Consider the following 22,058-nt stretch of genomic DNA (forward strand, 5'->3'; position numbering starts at 1 on the left):
TTTGCGAACTTATAAGTGCTAGGTAAGACGTCATGGCAGGCGAGACGCTACCCCGTAAAAAGACGATGACACCCGGAATGGAACCGGAGCCCGATTTCGCCCATCGGATACGCCGCGCCGTCATCTGGCGTTCGGGTTCTCAGATCGCGGGACAGATTATCGCCTGGGCGGCCACCTTCCTTGTCATTCGCATTCTGACGCCCGAAGACTATGGCCTTTTTGCGCTGACGCAGGTCATGTTGATGCTGCTGACCCTGCTCAATGGTCAGGGGCTCGCGAGCGCCGTGATCCAGCGGCAGGATATCGATAAACGCGCGATGCGGCAGATTTTCGGGCTGCTGCTGCTGCTCAATGGAACGCTCGCTCTCGCGCAAATCGCATGCGCACCGCTAGCCGCGGCCTATTATCGCGAACCGAGGGTGGCGGACCTGCTGCGGGTGCAATCCCTCATTTATCTCACCACCCCCTTTTCTTCGCTTGCCTATGCGCAGCTCGCGCGCACGCTGGAATTTCGTCGCCAGGCGCAAGTCAACATGCTCTCGGCGTTGATCGGGGCGGCGGTGGCGCTGGGCGGCGCATTGGCGGGCTGGGGAGTCTGGGCGCTGGTCTGGGCGCCGATCGCGCTGTTCGCGACGCGGGCGCTGGGACTGACGGTCGCAGCGCGGATGTGGCTTTGGCCCAGCTTCGATTTCCGCGGCGCGGGGGCGATCGCGCGCTATGGCGGGCTGGTGGCCGTAGGGCAGTTTTTCGGCTTCGTGCAAAGTCAGGCCGACATTTTGGTCGCCGGCCGCTGGTTCGATCCGCATCTGGTCGGGGTTTACACGACGGCCTTGTTGCTGACGCAGATTTTCAACAACAAGGTGGTGCCGCCGTTGAACGAAGTGGCTTTCGCCGCCTATTCGCGAATGCAGGGTGATCGTCCGGCCTTGGCCGCGGGGTTCACGCGCTCGACCCGCGCCATCATGGTCGCCGCGATGCCGTTTTTCTTTGGCCTTGCAGCCGTCGCGGAGCCGCTGGTGCTCACATTGCTGGGGGAGAAGTGGCGCGAAATCGTGCCGCTGCTTCTGCCACTGGCGCTCGCCATGCCCTTCTGGACCCTGTTCACCTTATTGCGTCCAGCGACCGACGCCCTCGGGCGCCCCGGCATTGGATCGGGCAATGCGGCTGCTGGCGCACTGCTGATGCCGGTGACCTTTCTGGTCGGCGCTCGATGGGGGATCGCCGGCATCGCCTGGGCCTGGCTGTTCGCCTATCCGCTTCTCCTGGCCTATTCCGCCGCGCGTTCCTTGCCGATCATCGGGATTCGACCGGCGGTCTTCATCCGGTCGGCCGCCCCGCCCATATTGGCCGCTGCCGCCATGGCGATCATGGTGGGGATGATCGATCATATGTTGCCGTCATTGCCTCAAGCAATCCGGCTGGCCCTCCTCATTTTCTCGGGCGGCCTGATCTATTGCGCGTGGCTGGTGCTGTTCGCGCGCGAAACGATCGATGATCTGATTCGACTTGTCCGCGGGAAGAGCATCGAAGCCGATTAGGAATCCCGCGCCCCGACCCCTTGTTGCAGGGTGGAAATGGCTGCACGCGTCGTGTCGATATAAGCCCGACCGTTGAACCGGCAGCTTCCGATGAAGTGAACGAAGCGTGCGTCGGCCGGTATCCCTCTATCCCAGAAATTGAGATAGTGATCATAGGGCAGGAGCAGGGGATCGGGCTCGTTGGCGATAACCATATTCGACGTTACTTGCTCGGTTCCCCATTGCGCCCAACGCTCGGCTCCCAGCAAACGCGTCGCCTCGACCGAGAAGGCTTCTGCGAGCGTCCGCCCGCCATCGCTCCGCGCGAACCCGGCAAAGCCGGAACAACCCCGAACATAGCGGGGGCTGCTCAGCATCGGCAGCGAAATCCTGTCGAGACCGCATTCGATCGCGCCCTGCACATGCACGGAGGGTTTGTAGAGATATTCCTCATCTTCAAGACGAGATGCCGTTTCGGCAAAGGACAGATATTCGGAATCGGGATCGCCGCGCAATGTGAAGCTGCGGTTGGATGCGATAGCTTCGGCAATTTCCGGCATATCGCCAAGGGAGACCGTATCGGAATCGAGCTGAATGACATAGTCGCCCGCTCGCAAATCGAGGATCGTGAGCAGTCGTTCCCAGGTGCCGCCGCGCGGACACGGCCCCGTATCGACATCCGAGATCGACAAAAGCCGTGGATTCCCAAGGTGCGCGGCCAGCACGTCCCGATCGGAGCTTGTCAACGTGCCGTCGTCGAGAATGACGATCCGCCCCCGCTGCAGTCTTGCATGCAAGGATTTGATCGCAACCAAATATGGCAAGAGCACGCGCGTGCCGATCATCGAGAACAATATAAGTCCGTCGTCGGCAGGCGTGATCGGCGGTGTATCCAGAACAGCACGCGCTGCGGCGCGGTGCACGCGCTCTTTCCACAACCGGTTGAGTTTGTTTGCGATCCTGTCCATCGTTGCGCCCTATCATGCGCCAAAAATCATTGGTAGCCGCAAACCATTCGCATGTGTTTCGCCGCGTCAAACTGCAGGGAAAACGCGGGTTCCACACGATTCGGCTGGTCCAAGCCTCTGGGCTATATGCTGAAAGGCCGGCGTCATATCAAACACTCGATATTCCGACATCGACAGGGATGGAGCGCGGCCCGGCGGCGAACCCTGCAGCGGGAGCGAATTGAAAGCACCTCTTGTCCCACCAAAGCGTGTTGACAGGCAAATGCAGGCGCTTCACCATATTTTTATGCCTGAATCAGTAGGGTAGGCCAACATCGATCCCCTACACGGTAATCTCTATGACCTTGCGCCTGTTCCTGCTCATCCTCGCCAGTGTCGGCCTGTCCGCTTTGGCCCAGCTTGCGCTCAAAGTTGGCACCGGCGCGGCAGCGGCAGGCCGTGCGCAGGGCGTGGCGGGAGAACTCGGCGGGCTGATCCAGTCTCCCTGGGTGCTGGCGGGGCTGGGGCTGTACGGGGTGGGGGCCTTGCTCTGGCTGTTCGTGCTCGGCCGCGCGCCCCTGTCGCTTGTTTACCCCTTTGTCGGCATGGGCTTCATTCTGACGATGCTCGCCGGGGCGCTGTATCTTGGCGAGCATGTCGGTCTCGCGCGGGGCGCGGGGACGATGCTGATCGCCATCGGCTGCGTGCTGGTCGCGCGCTCGGCCTGACGATTTCGCAGCATGGCTGGTTCTGCCCCTATCCATGACAACAGCGCCGCGCCGGCGGCGGCGATCGATGGCGCGTCGAGCAATGCCGTGCCTCTATTCGTCGACGTCGACGGCACGCTGACGCGCGCCGACATATCGCTGGAAAGCCTGGTTCGGGTCGCGCGAAAGGGCTTCGTCGCTTGCTTTGCGGTGATGCTCTGGCTGTTGCGGGGGCGGGCCATGGCAAAGGCGATGGCGGCGCGGCGCGATCCCCTCGATCCCGCGAGCCTTCCCTACCGCGCGGACGTGCTGGAATTGATCGCACAGGCTCGCGCCGCGGGTCGCCCCGTCATTCTCGCCAGTGCCAGCCATTGGCGCAACATCCATCGCATCGCCGGGCATCTTGGCCTTGTGGACGGGATCATCGCGACACGGGGGCGAGCCAACCTGAAAGGCGAGGCCAAGCTCGCGGCCATCCGCTCGCGCGTCGGTCAGCACGGCGCCTTCGACTATGTGGGCGATAGCCGGGCGGACAACTGCCTCTGGAGCGCCGCGCGGCAAGGCTGGTCGGTCCGACATGTGCCGACGGGATCGGCCGTCGAGCGGCTGGGCGAACCAGCCATGAGCCTTGCGCGCGCCGCGATGAAGGCGGTGCGACCGCACCAATGGGCCAAGAATGCGCTGGTGCTGGTTCCGGCTTTCACTTCGGGGCTGTTCATGGAACCCCGCGTGCTGCTGGCGGCGGCCGCGGCGGCGGGACTGATGTCGCTCATCGCTTCGTCGATCTATCTGGTCAATGACCTGCTCGACATGGACGCCGATCGCGCGCATCGCACCAAGAAGCATCGTCCGCTCGCGAACGGCGATCTTTCGATTCCGGTCGCGCTGGGACTGTCGCTGTTGCTCGGCACGGCGGGGCTGGGCGGCGGGTGGCTGCTGGGCGGCGTCGAACTGATGCTGTGGCTTCTGGCCTATATGGCGATCACCACGGCCTATTCCTTCCGGCTGAAATCCGTCATGGTCGGCGACGCCATCGTCCTCGCTACCCTCTATACCATTCGTATCCTGATCGGCGGTGTCGCAATAGGCGTGGCGCTCAGCTTCTGGTTGCTGCTGTTCTCGGTTTTCCTATTCCTCAGCCTCGCCTATCTGAAGCGCTACATCGAGATGCGCGATTCGATCGCCCCCGACCGGCTGCTGAGCGGGCGCGGCTATGTCGGCAGCGATCTCGACGTGGTGATGATGTCGGGCGTCGCGTCGGGGATGGTCGCGATACTGGTCCTGGCTCTGTTCGCGCACGACTCGGACACCGCGCGCCACTATGCCGCGCCCCAATTGCTGTGGCTGCTGTGCCTGCCGCTGCTCTATTGGATCAACCGCCTTTGGATGATGGCCCGGCGCGGGGAAGTGGACGGTGATCCTGTCGCCTTTGCGATCCGGGACAGGCGCAGCATCGCCGTGGGGGCGGCGATGGCGGCCATTTTCCTTGCAGCGCTTTATGGCCCGGCCGCGGCCGGGATCGCGGCAGCTTGAGCGCGAGAGAAAGAAAGACGACGGCCCTGCCGCGCCTTGCCGCGCTTGAGGGGCTGGCGGCGCGAAGCATCACCGCCCTCGGCCGGCATCGCGGCGGCGCGCTGTTGTTCTGCGTGCTGGCTGCGCTTTGTTCGACCTGGCTCTCGGGAATCAACTTTCCCGAACAGAATAATCGATGGCAGATTCCCGTCGTGCTCGATTTTGCCGGTTCGGCGGAAGGGCCGCATGACGCCTATTCGCGCAGCTTTGCCAATTTCATCAGCCTGTTCTGGATTGCGGTTCGCGGCTTCACCAACGAAAGCAATATCGAAGCGGTGTTCGTCGCGATCCAGCTTGCAGGCAATGCGCTGCTCGCCAGCGCGATCTTCACGCTGATCCGGCAAGCGGGGAACCGGCCCTGGCCCGCCGCTTTCGTTACCGGCTTTCTGTGTTTCTGCTACGGCCTGTGGGGCGCGACACCGCTCGGTTATTCCGAGATATTCGTCACTTACGCCACGCATACCCAATATGCCATCGCGCTGTGCCTGTTCGGCCTGGCGCTGATCATGGGCAACCGGCCCTATCTCGCGGCGATCCTGTTCGGCATCGCGGCTAACATCAATTTGTTCATGGCGGTCTGGGGGGGGCTCACCGCCGGGTGCGCGCTTGTCGCCATCCAGCGTCGGATCGTCACGCGCGAGCAGCTTGGCTTTTCGCTGCTGTTCCTGGCGATCGCCGCGCCCGTGACATTGTGGGGCCTGTCGGCGGGCGAAAGCGGAGGGGGCATTCCGGCCACCTTCTTTCGGGATTTCCTTGCCGGCCATGTCTATGGCTTCGATTATCCGCGCGCGCTGACGCAGAGTTTCGCGCTGCTGCTGGCGGCGGGATTGGCGACTTGTTCGGCGTTTTCGAACGAAGCGGGGCAGCGGCTCGGCATCGTCATGCTCGTCGCTACTGCGGTGCTCGCAGCGGCGGCGGCCATGCCTTATCTGACCGACGCATCGCTGTTGCTGCTGCTTCACCCGCTGCGCTTCACCAGCATCCCGGTCGTGCTGGCAGCGGGCTGCGCCGGGGCGCTGTTCCTTGCAGCGCTGCGCGGCCCGGCGGACGGATCGCCATATGCACCGCCACTGTTTGCGGCGGCGCTGGCATTGAGCGGTTTCGCCTTGAAATTGCCGGTGGTCAGCCTGTTCGGCTTCGCACTGGCGGTGCCGCGGGACTATCCGCGGACGAGAGCCGTGGCCCTGCTGCTGTCGGCCGCCTGCTCGCTTGCGCTGTTCCTGCCGGCGCCCGATGCCGCAGCGCCGGGCAAGGCCGTGCTAGCCTTGCTGATGATGTGCGGAATTTTGGCGGCGGTCGCACTGGTCCGTCCCGAAAGCGCACCCTTGCCGCTCCGACTCACCGCCGCCGCGCTTGGTGGGGTGGCGACCTTGCCGCTGTCGCCCGTTATCGGCGTGTCGGTCCTGCTGGCGACCGCTGCTGCGATCCTGTGCGCCGTGCCGCGGCGTCCGCACGCCGCCGGCGCGGTGGCTGCCGCGGCGGCGGCGGCGCTGATGCTCTGGACGGTGCGGGACGATCCGGCCGCTCTGGCGATGATGGGAATCGGCGTCCTGTTGCTGGCATTCGCGCCGATGCTGTGCACGATTGCGATCGTGCCGCCGCTCGCCCGGGTCGGGCTTTTCGCGCTCGTGCCGCTGTTGATGGTCGCCGGTTTCGCCAACGGTGCGCGCCACGGCTTCGCCCCCACGCCGACTGCCGAACAGCGCGACTTCATGGCGGCGCAGCGATGGGCGCGCGTGCATATGCCGCAAAGCGCCAATGTCCTGCCGATCGGCGTCGCGGATGATTTTTCGCTCTTTTCGCGCCGGTCGGTGTGGTGGGAGCAGTCGCAGGGTGCGGCCGTCTTGTGGCAGCCGTCCTTCCTGCCGCTCTGGTCCGACCGGAGAGCCGCGCTCGACGCTGCGTCCACACCCCAGAAGATCGTCGCTCTCGCACGGCGCGAGCAAATTGATTATCTTGTCGTGCGGTCCTCGGAAGCGCCGACGTTTGGCGATCTGGCGCCCGCATATGCGAACGCCCATTTCACGATTCTTGGGGTCGTGCGGCCATAGCCGTGACGAGCCAACGATCGCTCGTCACGGACTCACTTACAGCCGCAGGCCCGCCGTTTCGTCCAGCCCCGCCATGATATTGAGATTCTGGACGCACGCGCCGCTCGCGCCCTTGCCCAGATTATCCAGCCGCGCGACGAGGCGGAACTGGCTGGCGCTCGGATCGGCATAGAGCATCAACTCCATCCGGTCGGTCGCGGCGTCGCTCTTGCGGAGCAGCAGTTCGCTCTCGTCGCCCGCGCTGCGGACGCTGATCAGCGGCGATCCCTCGAAATGCGCCGCGAGGGCATCGAAGGCGGCGTCCGCGACCGCGTGATCGAAGGCGAGCGGCACCTCGACGAGCATCCCGCGAAAGACGGGAACGACCGCGGGGGCGAAGAGCGGCGGATGGATCAGGCCGGCATGGTCGCGCATTTCGGGCACATGCTTGTGCGCAAGAGTCAGGCCATAGCTGCGAAAGCCGATGTCCGCGTCGGCCTCGAAGCGCGCGATCAGTTCCTTGCCGCCGCCCGAATAGCCCGAAACCGCGTTGACGCTGAGCCGCGCGTCGCGCGCGACGATGCCCGCCGCGACGAGCGGCGCGACGAGCGCGAGGAAGCCGGTCGGGTAGCAGCCGGGATTGCTGACGCGTTTCGCCTTCGCGATCGCTGCACGCTGGCCCGCCTTGAGTTCGGGAAAGCCATAGGCCCAATCGGGCGCGACGCGGTGCGCGGTCGAGGCGTCGATCACCCGCGTTCGCTCGTTCGCGATCATCCGCGTCGCCTCGACCGCCGCGGCATCGGGCAGGCAGAGGATGACGAAATCGGCGTCGTTCAGCGCCTCGGTGCGCGCGGCGGCATCCTTGCGGCGCGCCTCGTCGAGCGTGATCAGCGAAAATTCGGTCCGGCCGGCCAGCCGCTCGGCGATTTCGAGGCCCGTCGTTCCCGCCGCGCCGTCGATGAAAACCGTCTGTGTCATGATAATGCTATCGCAATCTCTTCATGCCGCTCACCGGCGGCTGATGTCCCTCTTCCGCAAAGCGCGCGACGACGTCGGCGAGCGGCTCGGTCCTGACCTCCATCCATCGTCGGCTGGCGTGGATGAGCGTGTCGGGATCGGCCATGATGCCGACATGACCGGGAAAGAAGACGAGGTCGCCGCGCGCAAGGTCGGCGGGCGCGACGTCCTTGTCGGCGCCGAGCGCGGCAAGCTGAAGATCGCTGTCGCGCGGCAGGCGGATGCCCGCCGAGGCCCAGGCAAGTTGGACGAGCCCCGAGCAGTCGATGCCGTTCGCGGTGCGCCCGCCCCACAGATAGGGCGTGCCCGCCATGCTTTCGGCCACCGCGGCGGGATCGTCCTCGGCGCGGCCTGCTTCGACGAGCGCGGCGAGGGGGAGGTAGCCGTGCGCGGTCTTGAGCCATTCGCCCTCGGCTTGACCCATTACCAGCGCGCCGCGCGGCAGGACGGCGGGGCCGCCGCTCGCGGCATCGGGCGCCGAGTGGAGCATCGCCTCGATCATCGCGACGCGGTGCGTCGGCGCAATCGGCGCGCCGAGCGCTTCGGCGGCCAGATAGCCGACATAATGGTCGGCGAGGCTGTAACCCCACGCCCAGCCGCCGGTGAGGTCGAGCAGCGCGAAGCCTTCGCCGAACAGCAATTCGCTTGTCTGCTCGGCGTCGAGCGAAGGCGAGGCGCGCATCGCCGCGGCGGGCAGCACGCCGCTCATCATCATCGGCGCGGCATAGTGCGGCGCGAAATGGGTGCCGGCGACCGCGATGTCGGCGAGGTCGGGACGGATCGCGACGGTGCGCGGGTCGAACGCCTGCGACGTGCCGGTCAGCCCGAAACGGTCGCGGCCATGCCCGGCGACGCCGGGGCGCCCCATCCGCACGCGGTTCGCCGCCAGATAATCGCCACTATTCGCTGTCACATACCGTCCTGTCACAAGCCGCCGCAGGCGGACAATCGCGGCGCATTAGACCAGCGGCCCCCATTTTATCAAGACGCTTCGCCCTTGCCGCGGCGGTCGTAGCGTGCTTGCAGCATCGCCCAGGCGGCGCGCAGGCCGAGCGCTGCGCCGCCCTTCGGCCGGCCGGGCCTGGCCGAAGGGCGCCAGGCGAAGGTGTCGAAATGCGCCCAGGCGGCATCGTCGGGGATGAAGCGTTTGAGGAACAGCGCCGCGGTGATCGATCCCGCGAAGGACGAATTGCCCGCATTGCCGAGGTCGGCGATGTCGGTTTCGAGCAGGTCGGCATAACCGTCCCACAGCGGCATCCGCCACAGCGGGTCGTCGCGATCGGTGCCGCCGCGCAGCAGATCGTCGGCGAGGGCATCGTCATTGGCATAGAGCGCGGGCAGGTCGGGGCCGAGCGCGACCCGCGCGGCGCCGGTCAGCGTCGCGAAATCGACGATCAGTTCCGGCTTGTCCTCGCCCGCCTTTGCGAGCGCGTCGCCGAGCACGAGCCGGCCCTCGGCGTCGGTATTGCCGATCTCGACCGTCAGCCCCTTGCGGCTTTTGAGGACGTCGCCGGGGCGGAAAGCGTCCGAGGAGATGGCGTTCTCGGCGGCCGCGACGAGGCATTGGAGCCGCACCGGCAACCCGCTCGCCATCACCAGTTCGGCGAGTGCGAGGACGTGCGCGGCGCCCCCCATGTCCTTCTTCATCAGACGCATGCCCGCCGCGGGCTTGATGTCGAGCCCGCCGCTGTCGAAGCTGATCCCCTTGCCGACCAGTGCGATGCGCGGATGATCCTCCTTGCCCCAGACGATCTCGATCAGCCGCGGCGCGTGATGCTTCGCCGCGGCGCGTCCGACCGCGTGGATCATCGGATAACCCTGTTCAAGCGCTTCGCCCTTGGTGACGGTCAGCGTGCCGCCGTGCGCCTTGGCGATACGCTCGGCCGCCTTTTCGATCGCCCCCGGTCCCATGTCGGCGGCGGGCGTGTTGACGAGGTCGCGTACGAGCGCGACGCCCCGCATCTCCGCGACCGTCGGCGTGATCGCGCCGACGTCGGTAGTCAGCAGCACACGCGGGCCCTTGACGGGCGGGTTCGATTTATAGGCGTCGAAGCGATATTGCGCGCTCAGCCAGCCGAACAGCGCCTTGCCCGGCTGCTGCCCTTCGAGCCGGTAACGGCCTTCGGGCAGGATCTGCGCGAGCTTGGCGAGGCACCAGGCCGACAGCGCGTCGACTCTCGCCACCGTGGTCACCACTGCCCAGCGCTCGGGATCGTCGCCGGGCAGGATGGCGTGGACGAACGCGTCGGGCTTGAACCCGACGGCGGCGAGGTGCGCGCGCTCGCGGGCGTTGCGGCCTTTCAGCCATTCGTCGTAGCTCGTCTTGTCGACGACATGGATCGCGCGGGCATCCTGTCCCTTGTCGGGCTGGATCAGGTCGGAATAGTCGGTCATGCCGCCGTGCTAGGCCGGTGGGGAAACTTTGTCGATTCCCGGCGTTGTTGGAGCATGACGACGACATTCCGCCACCCGATCGCCGCGCTCCTTCTGACGAGCCTTCCCCTGATCAACGCCTGTTCGGAGAAAGCGCAAACTCCGGCGGAAAAGGCCGCGGCCGCCGCGGTTCCCGGCGCGCCGCCGGGCGGCGCCGACGATGTCGCGGCGCGGCAGGCGACGGCGTCGAACGTGCGCGAAGCGAACGATCTCGTCGAATTCGCCTATTCCTATCCGGTCGAGGCGGCGCGCATTCCGGCGCTCGCCAAATGGCTCGACAACGACCGTGCGGTGAAGCGCGATGCGCTGGTCGCCGAGGCGCGGCGCGACCGGGCGACGGCGGAGAAGGAGGGCTTTCCCTATCATGCGCACAGCCATTTGCAGAGCTGGAAGCGCATCACTTCGACCCCGCGCTTCCTCAGCCTGTCGAGCGAGATCGGAACCTATATGGGCGGCGCGCACGGGATGCAGGGGTTCGACACGCTGATCTGGGACCGCAACCATGCGCGCCGGCTCAAGCCGCTCGACCTCTTCACCAGTCCCGCCGCCTTCGACAACGCCGCGAAGGACGATCTGTGCGCCGGCATCGAGCGCGCAAAGGCAGCGCGCGGCGTCACCTGGTCGCGCGAGCCCGGCACGCCCTTTGCGGATTGCCCGGTGCCGTCGGCGCAGACGATCTGGCTCGGTTCGTCGGACGGGCGCTATCTCGACCGCCTGACGATCGCGATCGGACCCTATGAGATCGGCCCCTATGCCGAGGGCAGCTACAAGATCAACCTGCCGATGTCGGCGGCGTTGGTGAACGCGCTGAAGCCCGAATATCAGCGCGATTTCCTGCCGATACATTGATTCGCGTAAGAACTGTGCATCCCGACGGCGGTCCGATCGTTAAGGATTTGCGGGGCGAGCAAGGAGACAGACTCATGCCAGCCAAATCCAAAGCCCAGCAGAAAGCCGCCGGCGCTGCGCTCAGCGCCAAGCGCGGCGACACCCCGAAATCGAAGCTGAAGGGCGCGTCGAAGCAGATGGTCGACAGCATGTCCGAAAAGCAGCTCGAGGAGTTCGCCAAGGGCTCGACCAAGGGCAAGCCCGAGCACGCGGATTAGCGCAGCCTTTCGTCATCCCGGCGAAGGCCGGGATCTCGCCGGAGCGATACAGAGTAAGGTCGAGATCCCGGCCTTCGCCGGGATGACGGCCGTTGGGCAGGTTACTCCGCCGCTTCCAATTCCGCCGGAGCCGGCGCCGCCTTCGCGGCCTCGCCCGCCTTGGTGAAGGTCAGCACGCCGTCGGCGATCTCGCCGGTTCGCATGTCGATGCGGTCCTGCACATAAGTCTGGCTGAGCCGCCATGGCAGCTTGTCGGCGTTCTTCGGCATGATGTGCAGCGCGCGCTGGATATAGCCCGACGAGAAGTCGAAGATATTCTCTTCGGTCAGGCTGTCCGGATCGGCGAGCACCGGGGTCGCGACGTCGGTGCCGGTCTGCTGCATGTGGTTGAGCACGCGGCAGACATATTCGGACACGATGTCGGCGCGCAGCGTCCAGCTCGCGTTCAGATAGCCGAACACCACCGAAAAGTTCGGGACGTTCGAGAACATGCACGCCTTGTAATAATAATGCTCGTTCCACGCGACCGGCTCGCCATCGACGCGCACCGGAATCTTGCCCGCGACCGCGAGTTTCAGCCCGGTGGCGGTGATGATGATGTCGGCATCGAGATGCTTGCCCGACTTGAGCTGGATACCCGTCTTGTCGAAACGCTCGATATGGTCGGTGACGACCGACGCCTTGTCGGCCTTCATCGCCTCGAAGAAATCGGCGTCGGGGACGAGGCACAGCCGCTGCTCCCACGGATTGTAGGGTGGCGTGAAGGCCTGCGCGTCGTAGCGGTCGCCGAGGCTGTCCTTCAGCTTTTTGGTCAGAAATTCCTTGACCTTCTCGGGCCTTTCACGCGCACGGCGGAAGGCGATGTCCTGGAGCCGGACGTTCTTGAAACGCGTGATCTTGTAGGCGAGCTTTTCCGGAAGGAACTTGCGGAGCGTGTTCGCGAAAGCGTCCTTCGCGGGGCGGATGAAATACCAGGTCGGGGTGCGCTGGAGCATCGTGACATGCGCCGCGCCCTTGCCGTCTCCCTTTTCGGTCATCGAGGGGACGATCGTCACCGCGGTGGCGCCCGATCCGATCACGACGACCTTCTTGCCTGCGTAATCGAGATCCTTCGGCCAGAATTGCGGATGGATGATCTGACCCGCAAAATCCTCGCGTCCCGCGAATTCGGCGTCGAACGGCTCGTCATAATCGTAATAGCCCGAGCCGAGATAGAGCCAGCGCGCGGTCGTCGTCGTCACCGCGCCCTTGTCGTTCTCCATCGTCACCGTCCAGCGCGCCGCCGCGCTGTCCCAGTCGGCGCCGATCACCTTGGCGTTGAAGCGGATCTTGTCACGAATGCCGCGTTCGTCGACGATGCGGTTCAGATAGTCGAGGATCGCGGGTCCGTCGGCGATCGACTTTTCATGCCTCCACGGTTCGAAGACGAAACCCAGCGTGTGCATGTCGCTGTCCGAGCGGATGCCGGGATAGCGGAACAGGTCCCAGGTGCCGCCCAGATTGGCGCGCCGCTCGGCCAGAGCGAAACTGCGATCGGGGCAGTTCATCTGAAGATGCGCCGCCATGCCGATGCCCGAAAGGCCCGCGCCAACGATCAGGACGTCCTGGTCCACAGGGCTCGCCGTGCCTGCCATGATTTCGTCTCCCGTCTGTCTTTAGGGTGCAGCTTACGCACCGCGTTGCATTTTGCAATCGAATTGACGTTTACGGAAAGTGCCGCTGCGGCTATGGGCTTTTTTCGCTGTCACATATCCGTCATGGCGATGTCATTCATTTGCAATCAGGGCCGCCGGACGGGGCGGCAACGGAACGAACCAGACCAGACGAATGCGGCAGATCGCGGTCCTTCCTTATCGATTCGGCGGCCCCGACAAGGACGGGCCGACCGAGATTTTGCTCGTCACTTCGCGCGGCACGGGGCGCTGGGTGATTCCGAAGGGCAATCCGCTCACCGGGCTCGACCGCCATGCCTCCGCCGCGGTGGAGGCCGAGGAAGAGGCCGGGGTGATCGGCGCGGTCTGCCCGACCTCGATCGGCAGCTATGAATATCGCAAGCGCCGCGCGAACGGCGCCGCGATCATGTACAATGTCGAGGTGTTTCCGCTCGCGGTGACGCGCGAACTCGACGAATGGAAGGAAATGGACGAGCGCGAGCGGCGCTGGTTCACGCTCAATCAGGCGGCGGATTCGGTCGACGAGGCCGACCTTCAGGCGATGATCCGCTCGTTCGGCGACGGGGGGTTCCGCGCCGCGGCGCGGCGATCGGGCGTCGTCTATAATGTTGCCCAGAAAACGGGGGTCAATCGCATGTTTGCCTGGTTCCAGCGCCTGCTTCCCAAGCAGGGCAATTTCTTCGACATGTTCGAGGCCCATGCGGCGACGCTGTCGGCGGGAGCCGAGGCGCTGGCGCGGATGATGCAGGGCGGCGAGGGGATCGCCGACCATATCCAGGAGATCGTCGAGCGCGAACATGACGCCGACGCGATCACCCGCGAAGTGCTCCAGACGGTGCGCCGCACCTTCCTGACCCCGTTCGACCGCAGCGCGATCACCGACCTGATCGCGGCGATGGACGATGCGATCGACGAGATGCAGAAGACCGCAGGCGCGGTCGACCTTTACGACGTCACCCAGTTCGAGCCCGAGATGCGCGATATCGCGGGCCTGATCGTCGATGCCGCGCGGCTGACGGTCGAGGCGCTGCCGCTGCTGCGCAACATCTCCGCCAACGGCGCACGGCTGCACGAGCTGACCGAACGGCTGGTGCGGATGGAGGGCCACGCCGACGAAATCCACGCGGCAGGGCTCAAGCGCCTGTTCAAGGAATATGGCTCGTCGGACACGATGCGCTTCCTGATCGCCCGCGAATTGTTCCGCCACCTCGAACGCGTCACCGACAGCTTCGAGGACGTCGCGAACGAAATCGACGGCCTGGTCATCGACCACGCCTAGGCGGGGGCGCTCCCGATGCACGAACTCGCTTTCCCCCTGCTCGCCGGCCTGATCCTGCTGGCGCTGGCGTTCGATTTCCTGAACGGGCTGCACGATGCGGCGAACAGCATCGCGACCGTCGTCGCGACGCGGCTGCTGCGGCCGGTGCAAGCGGTGCTCTTTGCCGCTTTCTTCAACTTCGCGGCCTATTTTCTCAGCCTCGCCTTTCCGGCGCTGCACAAGGTGGCGGAGACGATCGGCGCCGGGCTGATCGACAAGGATCTGGTGACCCCCGCGGTCGTGTTCGGTGCGCTCGTGGGTGCGATGTTCTGGAATGTCGTGACCTGGCTAAAGGGCATTCCCTCCTCGTCGAGCCATGCGCTGGTCGGCGGCATCGTCGGCGCCGGGGTGGCCCATGCCGGGTTTGAGGGCATTCAGTGGACGGGCCTCAACAAGACCGTCGTCGCGATCTTCCTGTCGCCGATGCTCGGGATGCTGCTCGCGATGCTGGTGATGTTGCTCAGCAGCTGGGCGCTGCGCCGCGCGACCGCAAAATTCGCCGAGCGGAGCTTCCGCTTCCTCCACCTCTTTTCCTCGGCCGCCTATTCGCTGAGCCACGGCCTCAACGATGCGCAGAAGACGATGGGGGTGATCACCGTCCTCCTCTATTCGACCGGCTATATGACCGGCGAATTCCATGTTCCGCACTGGGTCGCGATCTCCTGCTACATCGCGATCGGCATGGGGACGCTGTCGGGCGGGTGGAAGATCATCGAGACGATGGGCGGCCGCATCACCAAACTGTCGCACCATCAGGGCTTCGCCGCCTCGACCGGCGGATCGATCGTTGTCTTCACGGCCAGCCTGCTCGGCATTCCGGTATCGACGACGCACACGATCACCGGCGCGATCATCGGTGCCGGCGTCGCCCGCCGCGCCAGCGCGGTGCGCTGGGGCGTCGCGAGCAACGTCGTCGTCGCCTGGTTCATCACCATCCCGGCGAGCGCGGTGGTGGCGGCGATCTTCTATTCGCTGACGCGGCTTTTCTGAATCAGCGCGCCGGTCGATAGGCGACGCTCGCGCCGCCGGTCATCCGCACCGGCAGATACAGCCCGTTGCCATAGGCCTTGATCTCGCCCGTCTCGAAGCCGTCGATGCGGGTGCGGATCACGAAAGCGCCCTCGCGCCTCTGATCGACCGCGCGCCGTATCTTGCCTTCGAGTTCTTCGAGATCGCGGGTGAAATTCTGCGTGAGCGCCTCCGCGATCAGCGGCGCGAAATCCGGACTGCGGCCGATCAGGATCAACAGGTCGCCGCCGACCCCGTTGGTATCGCCGTTGACGACGAGATCGGTGAAGCGGACCTGCGCCGATCCCGGTTCGTTCGCCGGCACCGCGGTCATCCAGATCCGCCCGCGCGTCGGTTCGCCGGTCCGGGCCTCCAGCCGCGCTTCGACGTCGGTGCCCACTGCGATCCGGCCGCCCGGCGCGCCATAGACGGTCGACTTGCCGAACTTGACCATCATCGGCCCAAGCTTCGGCAGCACGAAAGGCCGCGTTGCGCGCTTCGCCAGCGCGCGGTCGATCACCGGCTGGAGCTGCGCATAGTCGGCGATCACCGGAACGCGGATGTCGAGGCGCGGGCGCGGCGTCTCGCGCACCAGCTTCGGCAGCGGCGTCGGCTTCGGGTCTTCGGGTCTGTCCGAGACGAAGGTCTCGGTCACGCCTTCGATGCCGAGATTGAGCTTCAGCCGCAGCCCGTCGAGCCGGAAGCCGCCGTAGAGGATGCGCTGCGGCGTCACGCGCATCCAGACCGGCGGATTCTCGCGGTTGAGTTCGAGCGCGGTGAAGCTCTGCCGCCAGATGTCGGCGGCTTGCGAGCGAATGTCGATCTTCGCGATCTCGCGATTCACTTCGCGCTCGACGTCGCGAACGACGGGGGCGAGTTTGGCGTCGGCCTGATCGGTGAAGGTGATCCGCTTGCCGAGGAAATCGATCCCCGGCGCCCTGGTCCAGCCGTAGCGGATCCGCGCCTTGCCCTGCATCCGCCAGTCGGAGGTCAGGTCGATGCGGATGCGGGCATGGGCGAGCGCCGATCCGGTTGCTGTTTCGCCCTTGAGCACCCCGCCGACGTCGCGCGCCGCGACCGTCGCGTTCAGCGGCACGTCGACGACGATCTCATTGCCTTCGCCGCGCAGCCGAAGCGCGCCGCGCGTGACCTGTCCGACGATCGTGCAGGGGATGGCGGGAGTGACCTTGACCTTGCGCCCGAAGACCTTGACGCGCTGCGGCGGCACGCACGCCTTCTCGCGCTGGTCGATCGACCATAATGTCCGCGGCACCGCGCGTTCGAGTTCCTGCCCCAGCGACGCGATGTTCGCGTCGATCGGCACCGCGATCAGCGACGTCTGGCTGGGCGTCGGCGCGCTATCGGTGGCGTGCGGCGGGGCTTCGGCGCCTCCCTTGGCGGGGTCGCAGCCGGACAGCAGCGCCGTCAGCAAAAGCGCGGCCGCCAATGGCTTGATTGCGTACATGATTCCGCCCTCCGGTCGATATTGCTTTAACATCGATCGGTCAGGAGCGTTCCCAATTTTCAGCGGGTCAGGCGCTGACCACCCCGAACAGGTCATGCTCGTCGGCATCCTCGACGACGATATCGACGATGTCGCCGGCCTTCAGCGTCGCCGCGACGTCGCGGAGGTAGACATGGCCATCGATCTCCGGCGCGTCGGCCTGCGAACGGCCGGTGGCGCCGATGCTGCCCTCTTCGTCCGCTTCGCCGACCTCGTCGATGATGACGGGGAGCGTGCGGCCAATCTTGGCTTCCAGTTTCGCGGCGCTGATCGCGGCGGTCTTGGCCATGATCCGTTGGTAGCGTTCTTCCTTGACCTCTTCGGGGACCGGATCGGAGAGGGCATTCGCCTGCGCGCCCGCGACCGGCTCGAAGCGGAAGGCGCCGACGCGGTCGAGCTGCGCTTCGTCGAGCCAGTCGAGGAGATATTGGAAATCCTCTTCGGTTTCGCTGGGGAAGCCGACGACGAAGCTCGACCGGACCGCGATGTCGGGGGCGATCGCGCGCCACGCCTTCAGACGTTCGAGCACCTTGGCCTCGTTCGCGGGGCGCTTCATCCGCTTGAGGACGCTCGGGCTCGCGTGCTGAAAGGGGATGTCCAGATACGGCGTCAGCAACCCCTCGGCCATCAGCGGGATCACCGCATCGACGTGCGGATAGGGGTAGACATAATGGAGGCGCACCCACGGCGCGCGGCCCTCGCCGGTGCGAAGCTGGCCGAGTTCGCGCGCGAGGTCGGTCATGTGCGCGCGGACCTCGCGGCCCTTCCACGCGCGCGGGTCGTGGCGGATATCGACGCCATAAGCCGAGGTGTCCTGGCTGATGACGAGCAATTCCTTCGTTCCCGCCGCGACGAGCTTTTCCGCCTCGCGCAGCACCGCGTCGATCCGGCGGCTGACCAGCTTTCCGCGCAGATCGGGGATGATGCAGAAGGAACAGCTATGGTTGCAGCCTTCGCTGATCTTCAGATAGCTGTAATGGCGCGGCGTGAGTTTCAGCCCGCCCCCGTCATGACCAAGACCTGGGACGAGATCGACGAACGGGCCCTGCGTCGGCGGCGCGGCGTCGTGGACGGCATCGACGACCTGCTCATATTGATGCGCGCCGGTGACAGCGAGCACCTTCGGGAAGCGTGCGCGGATGACGTCGGCCTCGCTGCCCATGCAGCCGGTGACGATGACGCGGCCGTTCTCTGCCATCGCCTCGCCGATCGCCTCGAGGCTTTCCTCCTTCGCCGAATCGAGGAAGCCGCAGGTGTTGACGAGCACCACGTCGGCGCCGGCATAATCGGGCGAAAGGCCGTAGCCGTCGGCGCGGAGCTTCGTGAGAATCCGCTCGCTGTCGACAAGCGCCTTCGGGCAGCCGAGCGACACCATGCCGACCTTCGGCTGGGCAGGGAGAGTTTTGACTGTCATGATCGGCGGCGCCCATAGTCGATTTCATGGCCCTTGTCACGCGTAGCGCGCTGGCCCATGCATCGCGGCGATCGGGCAGGGAAGGACGATGCGATGATGATAGGCGTGCTGGCGGCGATTTCAGCGGCGATCGCGGTGGCGGCGGGAGCGTTCGGCGCGCATGGCGCGGCGGGGCCGCAGCAGGCCGAGTGGCTGCGTACCGGCGGCCTCTATCAGCTTGTCCATGCAGTCGCGGCGCTCGCGATCATGGGGAGCGCGCGCGGGCCGGCGATCACCTTGCTGGTCGGGGCCGCGATCTTTGCCGCGACTCTCTATGCGATGGCGCTCGGGGCGCCGAAATGGCTCGGCGCGGTGACCCCGATCGGCGGGACTTTGCTGATTATCGGCTGGCTTTGGGCGGGGTGGATTTACTGGCGGGGCTAGGCCTCGCTTCGCAATCCTCGCAATTGATGACTTCCAGGATCGTGTCGCCGGCTTCGAGCCGCTGCGCCTCGGGCTCCCAGAAGCCATAGGGCTTGCCGCCGCGATAGACGCGCAGGCCGCGGCCGCCGCTCGCGAGCTGGTCGAGGCCGCGCCCGATCTCCTCGGAACTGATCGGCCGCTCGCGAAGCTGCACGCGCCCGCCCGTCCCGGCGAGGTCGGCCATATAATCGGCCATATGCTCGCCCTGCGCCGATCCCGCGAGGAGCAGGCCGGTGAAGCTGACCGGATTGATGACGTTGCTCGCCCCCGCCTGCCGTGCCAGCAGTTCATTGTCCTGGGTGCGGATGACGACGCTGATCGGAACCTCGGGCGCGAGGTGGCGGACGGTCAGCACGATCAGGATCGAGGTGTCGTCGCGCCCCGCCGACACCAGCACCGACTGCGCCTCGGCGATCCGCACGTCGAGGAGGGTTTCGTCGCTCGATGCATCGCCCTCCATCACATTGCAGCCCATCGCCTCGGCGGCGTTGATCCGGCCGCGCGACGGGTCGATCACGACGATGCACGCGGGGTCGGTGCCGCGCGCGATCAGTTCCTTGACCGCCTCGCTGCCGCTGACGCCGAAGCCGAGGACGACGATATGGTCGGTGAGTTTTGCCTGAATGCGGGCCATACGCCATTTATCCCATGTGCGCTTGATGACGAAACTATAGGCGGTGCCGAGGAAGATGAAGAGGATCGCGATGCGGATCGGCGTCACAATCACCGCCTCGATCAGCCGCGAGCGGTCGGATACCGGGGCGATGTCGCCGAAGCCCGTCGTCGTGACCGAGATCATCGTGAAATAGACGACGTCGAGGAAGCTGATCTGCCCGTCGTGGCTGTCGTGGAGCCCCGCGCGGTCGATCCAGTGGACGAGGATGACGATCGCAATCAGCGCGAAGGCGAGACCGAGCCGCGCGCCGAGGTCCGCCCAGACCGGCCATTTGGCCGCGCGGCGCAGCGTCTGGAAACCCTGTTGCAGTTTCAGCTTCGGATTGGGCCGCCGGCTCATTGCGGTCCTTTTGCCAAAGGCTTGCAGCGAAGGCTAGCCCGCAAACTCCGCCGCATAGGCCCCGCGCAGCGTCGCGAGCGAGGCGTCGTGGGTCAGGTCGAGCTGGAGCGGAGTGACCGAGATATGATGGTCGTCGATCGCTTCGAGGTCGCTGTCGTGCCCCAGGCTGTGCTCGATTCCGTGCAGGCCGAACCAGTAATAGGGATAGCCGCGCGGATCGGTGCCCTCGACGATCGAGCCGCGGCCGTAATCGTGAAAGCCCTGCCGCGTGACGCGGATGCCCTTGACCGCGGCGGCGGGGATCGCGGGGAAATTGACGTTGATCAGCGTGCGCGGCGGCATGTCGAGCGCGAGCAGCGGGCGCAGCACCTTCGCGCCCCACGCCTCGGCCGCCTCGAACGGCACGCTGTCGCCCATGCCTTCGCGTGCATAGACCTGGCTGAGCGCGATCGAGCGAATGCCCGCGAGCGCACCCTCGATCGCCGCCGAAACCGTGCCTGAGTAAGTGATGTCGTCGCCCAGATTCGCGCCGCGATTGACCCCCGACAGGATCAGGTCGGGCTTTTCGGGCATCAGCTTGCCGACCGCCATCATCACCGAGTCGGTCGGGGTACCGGTGCACGACCAGCGCCGCTCGCCGTGCTGGCGAATGCGCACGGGGCGCGAGAGGGTGAGCGAATGGCCCGCGCCCGACTGCTCCTCCGACGGCGCGCAGACCCAGATGTCGTCCGAAAGCTGGCGCGCGATCGCTTCGAGGACCGCCATGCCGGGGGCGTGATAGCCGTCGTCGTTGGTGAGGAGGATGCGCATGTCTTGTCTTTCTCAACCTCCGTTCGCCCTGAGCTTGTCGAAGGGCCGTTCTTTTCTTTGGCGCTGTAAGAAGAAGGACGGTGCTTCGACAAGCTCAGCACGAACGGATTAAGGGGTAAGCTTGGTAATCCCGCCCATATAGGGCAGCAGTGCCGCCGGAATATCGACGCTGCCGTCGGCCTGCTGGTAATTTTCCAGGATCGCGACGAGCGTGCGCCCGACCGCGAGGCCCGAGCCGTTGAGCGTGTGGACGAACTCGTTGCCTTTCGCATCTTCGCGGCGGAAGCGGGTGTTCATGCGCCGCGCCTGAAAGTCGCCGCAGTTCGAGCAGCTCGAAATCTCGCGATAGGCGTTCTGACCGGGCAACCACACCTCGAGATCATAGGTCTTGCGCGCCGAAAAGCCCATGTCGCCGCTGCACAGCAGCATCTTGCGATAGGGAAGATCCAATTCTTCCAATATTTTCTCTGCCGCTCTTGTCTTGCGTTCGAGTTCGGCGTCGCTGTCCTCGGGGCGGACGATCGAGACGAGTTCGACCTTCCAGAACTGGTGCTGGCGGATATAACCGCGCGTGTCGCGGCCCGCCGCACCGGCTTCCGAGCGGAAGCAGGGAGTGAGCGCGGTCATGCGGATCGGCAGCTCGGCCTCGGGCAATATCTCTTCGCGCACCGCGTTGGTCAGGCTCATCTCGGAGGTCGAGATCAGCCAGCGGCCGTCGGTGGTCTGGAACAGATCCTCGCGGAACTTGGGGAGCTGGGTCGTGCCGAACGCGGCCTCGTCGCGCACCATCAGCGGCGTCGCGCATTCGACATAGCCGGGCTCGCCGGTCTGCCTGTCGAGCATGAACTGGCCGAGCGCGCGTTCGAGCCGCGCCATCTGGCCGCGCAGGAAAGCGAAGCGCGCGCCGGACATCTTCGCCGCGGTCTCGAAATCGAGCCCGAGCGCTGGAGCGAAGTCGGCATGTTCCTGCGGTGCGAAGTCGAAGGTCCGCGGCGTGCCCCAGCGCGCGATCTCGACATTGGCATCCTCGTCCGCGCCATCGGGAACGTCGGCGGCGGGAATGTTGGGCAGCGCGGCGAGCCTGTCGTGCAGCGCGGTAAGCTGCTCGCGCTCGGTCTCTTCCTTTGCGGGGAGGGTGGCCTTGAGGGCGGCGACCTCGGCCTTCAGCGCTTCGGCCTTTTCCTTGTCGCCTGCTGCCATTGCCTGGCCGATCGCCTTTGACGCTTCGTTGCGGCGTGCGAGCGCGGCCTGAATGTCGGTCTGCAAGGCGCGCAGCGACGCGTCGAGGCCAAGGATTTCGGCGGACAGGTGTTCGAGGCCGCGACGTGCGAGCCCGGCATCGAACGCGGCGGGATTCTCCCGGATCAGGCGGATATCGTGCATGGCCGCGCTATGGCGGGGCAGCGCGGGCGGTGCAAGCCTTGATCCCGTTCGTCGCCCCCGCGAAGGCGGGGGCTGCTGGCGGTTTGCGCAGCGACGAGGGGAAAGGCCGATGGCGGCCCCCGCCTTCGCGGGGGCGACGAAC

Annotated in this window: 19 protein-coding genes; 9 read left to right on the plus strand and 10 right to left on the minus strand. The window is 65.8% G+C overall.

Going from position 1 to position 22,058, the window contains the following annotated elements:
• The first annotated feature begins 77 nt into the window (after positions 1 to 77).
• Positions 78 to 1,538 (plus strand): lipopolysaccharide biosynthesis protein, encoded by a 1,461-nt coding sequence (locus ACVENA_RS05345; RefSeq protein ID WP_449327939.1) that lies wholly within the window; start codon positions 78 to 80, stop codon positions 1,536 to 1,538.
• Here ACVENA_RS05345 and ACVENA_RS05350 read toward each other — a convergent pair.
• On the minus strand, positions 1,535 to 2,485 hold the full coding sequence (locus ACVENA_RS05350) for a hypothetical protein (protein WP_449327940.1): 951 nt from the start codon (positions 2,483 to 2,485) through the stop codon (positions 1,535 to 1,537). The two genes, ACVENA_RS05345 and ACVENA_RS05350, sit on opposite strands and share 4 nt — an antisense overlap.
• Positions 2,486 to 2,823: 338 nt before the next feature.
• Here ACVENA_RS05350 and ACVENA_RS05355 point away from each other — a divergent pair, with 338 nt between their 5' ends.
• Genes ACVENA_RS05355 through ACVENA_RS05365 form a run of 3 tightly spaced genes read left to right on the plus strand, consistent with a single transcriptional unit; the run spans position 2,824 to position 6,794 of the window.
• The gene (locus tag ACVENA_RS05355) at positions 2,824 to 3,192 is read left to right on the plus strand and encodes a hypothetical protein (RefSeq protein WP_257548803.1); all 369 of its coding nucleotides are present in this window, start codon (positions 2,824 to 2,826) and stop codon (positions 3,190 to 3,192) included.
• Between the two features lie 12 nt (positions 3,193 to 3,204).
• Positions 3,205 to 4,704, plus strand: a complete 1,500-nt coding sequence (locus tag ACVENA_RS05360) for a UbiA family prenyltransferase (protein WP_449327941.1) — start codon at positions 3,205 to 3,207, stop codon at positions 4,702 to 4,704.
• Entirely contained in the window at positions 4,701 to 6,794 is a 2,094-nt protein-coding gene (locus ACVENA_RS05365; RefSeq protein WP_449327942.1) for a hypothetical protein, read from the plus strand. Before ACVENA_RS05360 ends, ACVENA_RS05365 begins: the two co-directional genes overlap by 4 nt.
• Before the next feature lie 36 nt (positions 6,795 to 6,830).
• Here the strand turns inward: ACVENA_RS05365 and argC are convergent, their stop codons facing one another.
• From argC to ACVENA_RS05380, 3 genes are all read right to left on the minus strand, one after another.
• Entirely contained in the window at positions 6,831 to 7,751 is a 921-nt protein-coding gene (gene argC / locus ACVENA_RS05370; RefSeq protein WP_449327943.1) for an N-acetyl-gamma-glutamyl-phosphate reductase, read from the minus strand.
• A gap of 7 nt (positions 7,752 to 7,758) precedes the next feature.
• Positions 7,759 to 8,703: a C40 family peptidase gene (locus ACVENA_RS05375; protein ID WP_449327944.1), complete on the minus strand. Its 945-nt coding sequence runs from the start codon at positions 8,701 to 8,703 to the stop codon at positions 7,759 to 7,761.
• Between the two features lie 68 nt (positions 8,704 to 8,771).
• Entirely contained in the window at positions 8,772 to 10,184 is a 1,413-nt protein-coding gene (locus ACVENA_RS05380) for a leucyl aminopeptidase family protein (RefSeq protein WP_449327945.1), read from the minus strand.
• Between the two features lie 54 nt (positions 10,185 to 10,238).
• On the opposite strand from ACVENA_RS05380, the gene ACVENA_RS05385 reads away from it, so the two are divergent.
• Together ACVENA_RS05385 and ACVENA_RS05390 are read left to right on the plus strand one after the other, a co-directional pair.
• Positions 10,239 to 11,072 (plus strand): PdaC/SigV domain-containing protein, encoded by an 834-nt coding sequence (locus tag ACVENA_RS05385; protein WP_449327946.1) that lies wholly within the window; start codon positions 10,239 to 10,241, stop codon positions 11,070 to 11,072.
• 74 nt (positions 11,073 to 11,146) lie between these two features.
• The gene (locus ACVENA_RS05390) at positions 11,147 to 11,329 is read left to right on the plus strand and encodes a DUF3008 family protein (RefSeq protein ID WP_449327947.1); all 183 of its coding nucleotides are present in this window, start codon (positions 11,147 to 11,149) and stop codon (positions 11,327 to 11,329) included.
• 101 nt (positions 11,330 to 11,430) lie between these two features.
• Here ACVENA_RS05390 and ACVENA_RS05395 read toward each other — a convergent pair whose 3' ends face one another.
• Positions 11,431 to 12,963: a flavin-containing monooxygenase gene (locus tag ACVENA_RS05395; protein ID WP_449327948.1), complete on the minus strand. Its 1,533-nt coding sequence runs from the start codon at positions 12,961 to 12,963 to the stop codon at positions 11,431 to 11,433.
• A 193-nt stretch (positions 12,964 to 13,156) separates the two neighbouring features.
• Between ACVENA_RS05395 and ACVENA_RS05400 the strand changes: the two genes are divergently transcribed.
• Positions 13,157 to 14,281, plus strand: a complete 1,125-nt coding sequence (locus ACVENA_RS05400) for a DUF47 family protein (protein WP_449327949.1) — start codon at positions 13,157 to 13,159, stop codon at positions 14,279 to 14,281.
• Between the two features lie 15 nt (positions 14,282 to 14,296).
• Positions 14,297 to 15,310 carry an anion permease gene (locus ACVENA_RS05405; protein WP_449327950.1) on the plus strand — a complete coding sequence of 338 codons (1,014 nt, stop codon included), beginning with the start codon at positions 14,297 to 14,299 and terminating at the stop codon, positions 15,308 to 15,310.
• 1 nt (position 15,311) lies between these two features.
• Here ACVENA_RS05405 and ACVENA_RS05410 read toward each other — a convergent pair whose 3' ends face one another.
• Positions 15,312 to 16,793 (minus strand): DUF4403 family protein, encoded by a 1,482-nt coding sequence (locus ACVENA_RS05410; RefSeq protein WP_449327951.1) that lies wholly within the window; start codon positions 16,791 to 16,793, stop codon positions 15,312 to 15,314.
• A 67-nt stretch (positions 16,794 to 16,860) separates the two neighbouring features.
• Positions 16,861 to 18,246, minus strand: a complete 1,386-nt coding sequence (rimO, locus tag ACVENA_RS05415) for a 30S ribosomal protein S12 methylthiotransferase RimO (protein ID WP_449327952.1) — start codon at positions 18,244 to 18,246, stop codon at positions 16,861 to 16,863.
• 96 nt (positions 18,247 to 18,342) lie between these two features.
• On the opposite strand from rimO, the gene ACVENA_RS05420 reads away from it, so the two are divergent.
• Positions 18,343 to 18,669 (plus strand): DUF423 domain-containing protein, encoded by a 327-nt coding sequence (locus ACVENA_RS05420; protein ID WP_257548838.1) that lies wholly within the window; start codon positions 18,343 to 18,345, stop codon positions 18,667 to 18,669.
• Here ACVENA_RS05420 and ACVENA_RS05425 read toward each other — a convergent pair.
• The 3 genes from ACVENA_RS05425 to serS all read right to left on the minus strand — a co-directional run bounded on the left by ACVENA_RS05425 (position 18,626) and on the right by serS (position 21,916).
• On the minus strand, positions 18,626 to 19,723 hold the full coding sequence (locus ACVENA_RS05425; RefSeq protein ID WP_449327953.1) for a potassium channel family protein: 1,098 nt from the start codon (positions 19,721 to 19,723) through the stop codon (positions 18,626 to 18,628). The two genes, ACVENA_RS05420 and ACVENA_RS05425, sit on opposite strands and share 44 nt — an antisense overlap.
• Before the next feature lie 33 nt (positions 19,724 to 19,756).
• The gene (gene surE / locus ACVENA_RS05430) at positions 19,757 to 20,533 is read right to left on the minus strand and encodes a 5'/3'-nucleotidase SurE (protein WP_257548853.1); all 777 of its coding nucleotides are present in this window, start codon (positions 20,531 to 20,533) and stop codon (positions 19,757 to 19,759) included.
• Between the two features lie 108 nt (positions 20,534 to 20,641).
• A complete protein-coding gene (serS, locus tag ACVENA_RS05435; RefSeq protein ID WP_257548855.1) occupies positions 20,642 to 21,916 on the minus strand; it encodes a serine--tRNA ligase in 1,275 nt (424 codons plus the stop codon).
• Positions 21,917 to 22,058: the final 142 nt, after the last annotated feature.

It is taken from the genome of Sphingopyxis sp. 550A (assembly GCF_053569535.1).

What these genes read in the sequence shown, in the direction of transcription:
- ACVENA_RS05345 (WP_449327939.1), top strand. Translation starts at nt 78, where the DNA reads ATGGAACCGGAGCCCGATTTCGCCCATCGGATACGCCGCGCCGTCATC.
- ACVENA_RS05350 (WP_449327940.1), bottom strand. Translation starts at nt 2,485, where the DNA reads ATGGACAGGATCGCAAACAAACTCAACCGGTTGTGGAAAGAGCGCGTG.
- ACVENA_RS05355 (WP_257548803.1), top strand. Translation starts at nt 2,824, where the DNA reads ATGACCTTGCGCCTGTTCCTGCTCATCCTCGCCAGTGTCGGCCTGTCC.
- ACVENA_RS05360 (WP_449327941.1), top strand. Translation starts at nt 3,205, where the DNA reads ATGGCTGGTTCTGCCCCTATCCATGACAACAGCGCCGCGCCGGCGGCG.
- argC (WP_449327943.1), bottom strand. Translation starts at nt 7,751, where the DNA reads ATGACACAGACGGTTTTCATCGACGGCGCGGCGGGAACGACGGGCCTC.
- ACVENA_RS05380 (WP_449327945.1), bottom strand. Translation starts at nt 10,184, where the DNA reads ATGACCGACTATTCCGACCTGATCCAGCCCGACAAGGGACAGGATGCC.
- ACVENA_RS05385 (WP_449327946.1), top strand. Translation starts at nt 10,239, where the DNA reads ATGACGACGACATTCCGCCACCCGATCGCCGCGCTCCTTCTGACGAGC.
- ACVENA_RS05390 (WP_449327947.1), top strand. Translation starts at nt 11,147, where the DNA reads ATGCCAGCCAAATCCAAAGCCCAGCAGAAAGCCGCCGGCGCTGCGCTC.
- ACVENA_RS05395 (WP_449327948.1), bottom strand. Translation starts at nt 12,963, where the DNA reads ATGGCAGGCACGGCGAGCCCTGTGGACCAGGACGTCCTGATCGTTGGC.
- ACVENA_RS05400 (WP_449327949.1), top strand. Translation starts at nt 13,157, where the DNA reads ATGCGGCAGATCGCGGTCCTTCCTTATCGATTCGGCGGCCCCGACAAG.
- ACVENA_RS05405 (WP_449327950.1), top strand. Translation starts at nt 14,297, where the DNA reads ATGCACGAACTCGCTTTCCCCCTGCTCGCCGGCCTGATCCTGCTGGCG.
- ACVENA_RS05410 (WP_449327951.1), bottom strand. Translation starts at nt 16,793, where the DNA reads ATGTACGCAATCAAGCCATTGGCGGCCGCGCTTTTGCTGACGGCGCTG.
- rimO (WP_449327952.1), bottom strand. Translation starts at nt 18,246, where the DNA reads ATGACAGTCAAAACTCTCCCTGCCCAGCCGAAGGTCGGCATGGTGTCG.
- ACVENA_RS05420 (WP_257548838.1), top strand. Translation starts at nt 18,343, where the DNA reads ATGATAGGCGTGCTGGCGGCGATTTCAGCGGCGATCGCGGTGGCGGCG.
- ACVENA_RS05425 (WP_449327953.1), bottom strand. Translation starts at nt 19,723, where the DNA reads ATGAGCCGGCGGCCCAATCCGAAGCTGAAACTGCAACAGGGTTTCCAG.
- surE (WP_257548853.1), bottom strand. Translation starts at nt 20,533, where the DNA reads ATGCGCATCCTCCTCACCAACGACGACGGCTATCACGCCCCCGGCATG.
- serS (WP_257548855.1), bottom strand. Translation starts at nt 21,916, where the DNA reads ATGCACGATATCCGCCTGATCCGGGAGAATCCCGCCGCGTTCGATGCC.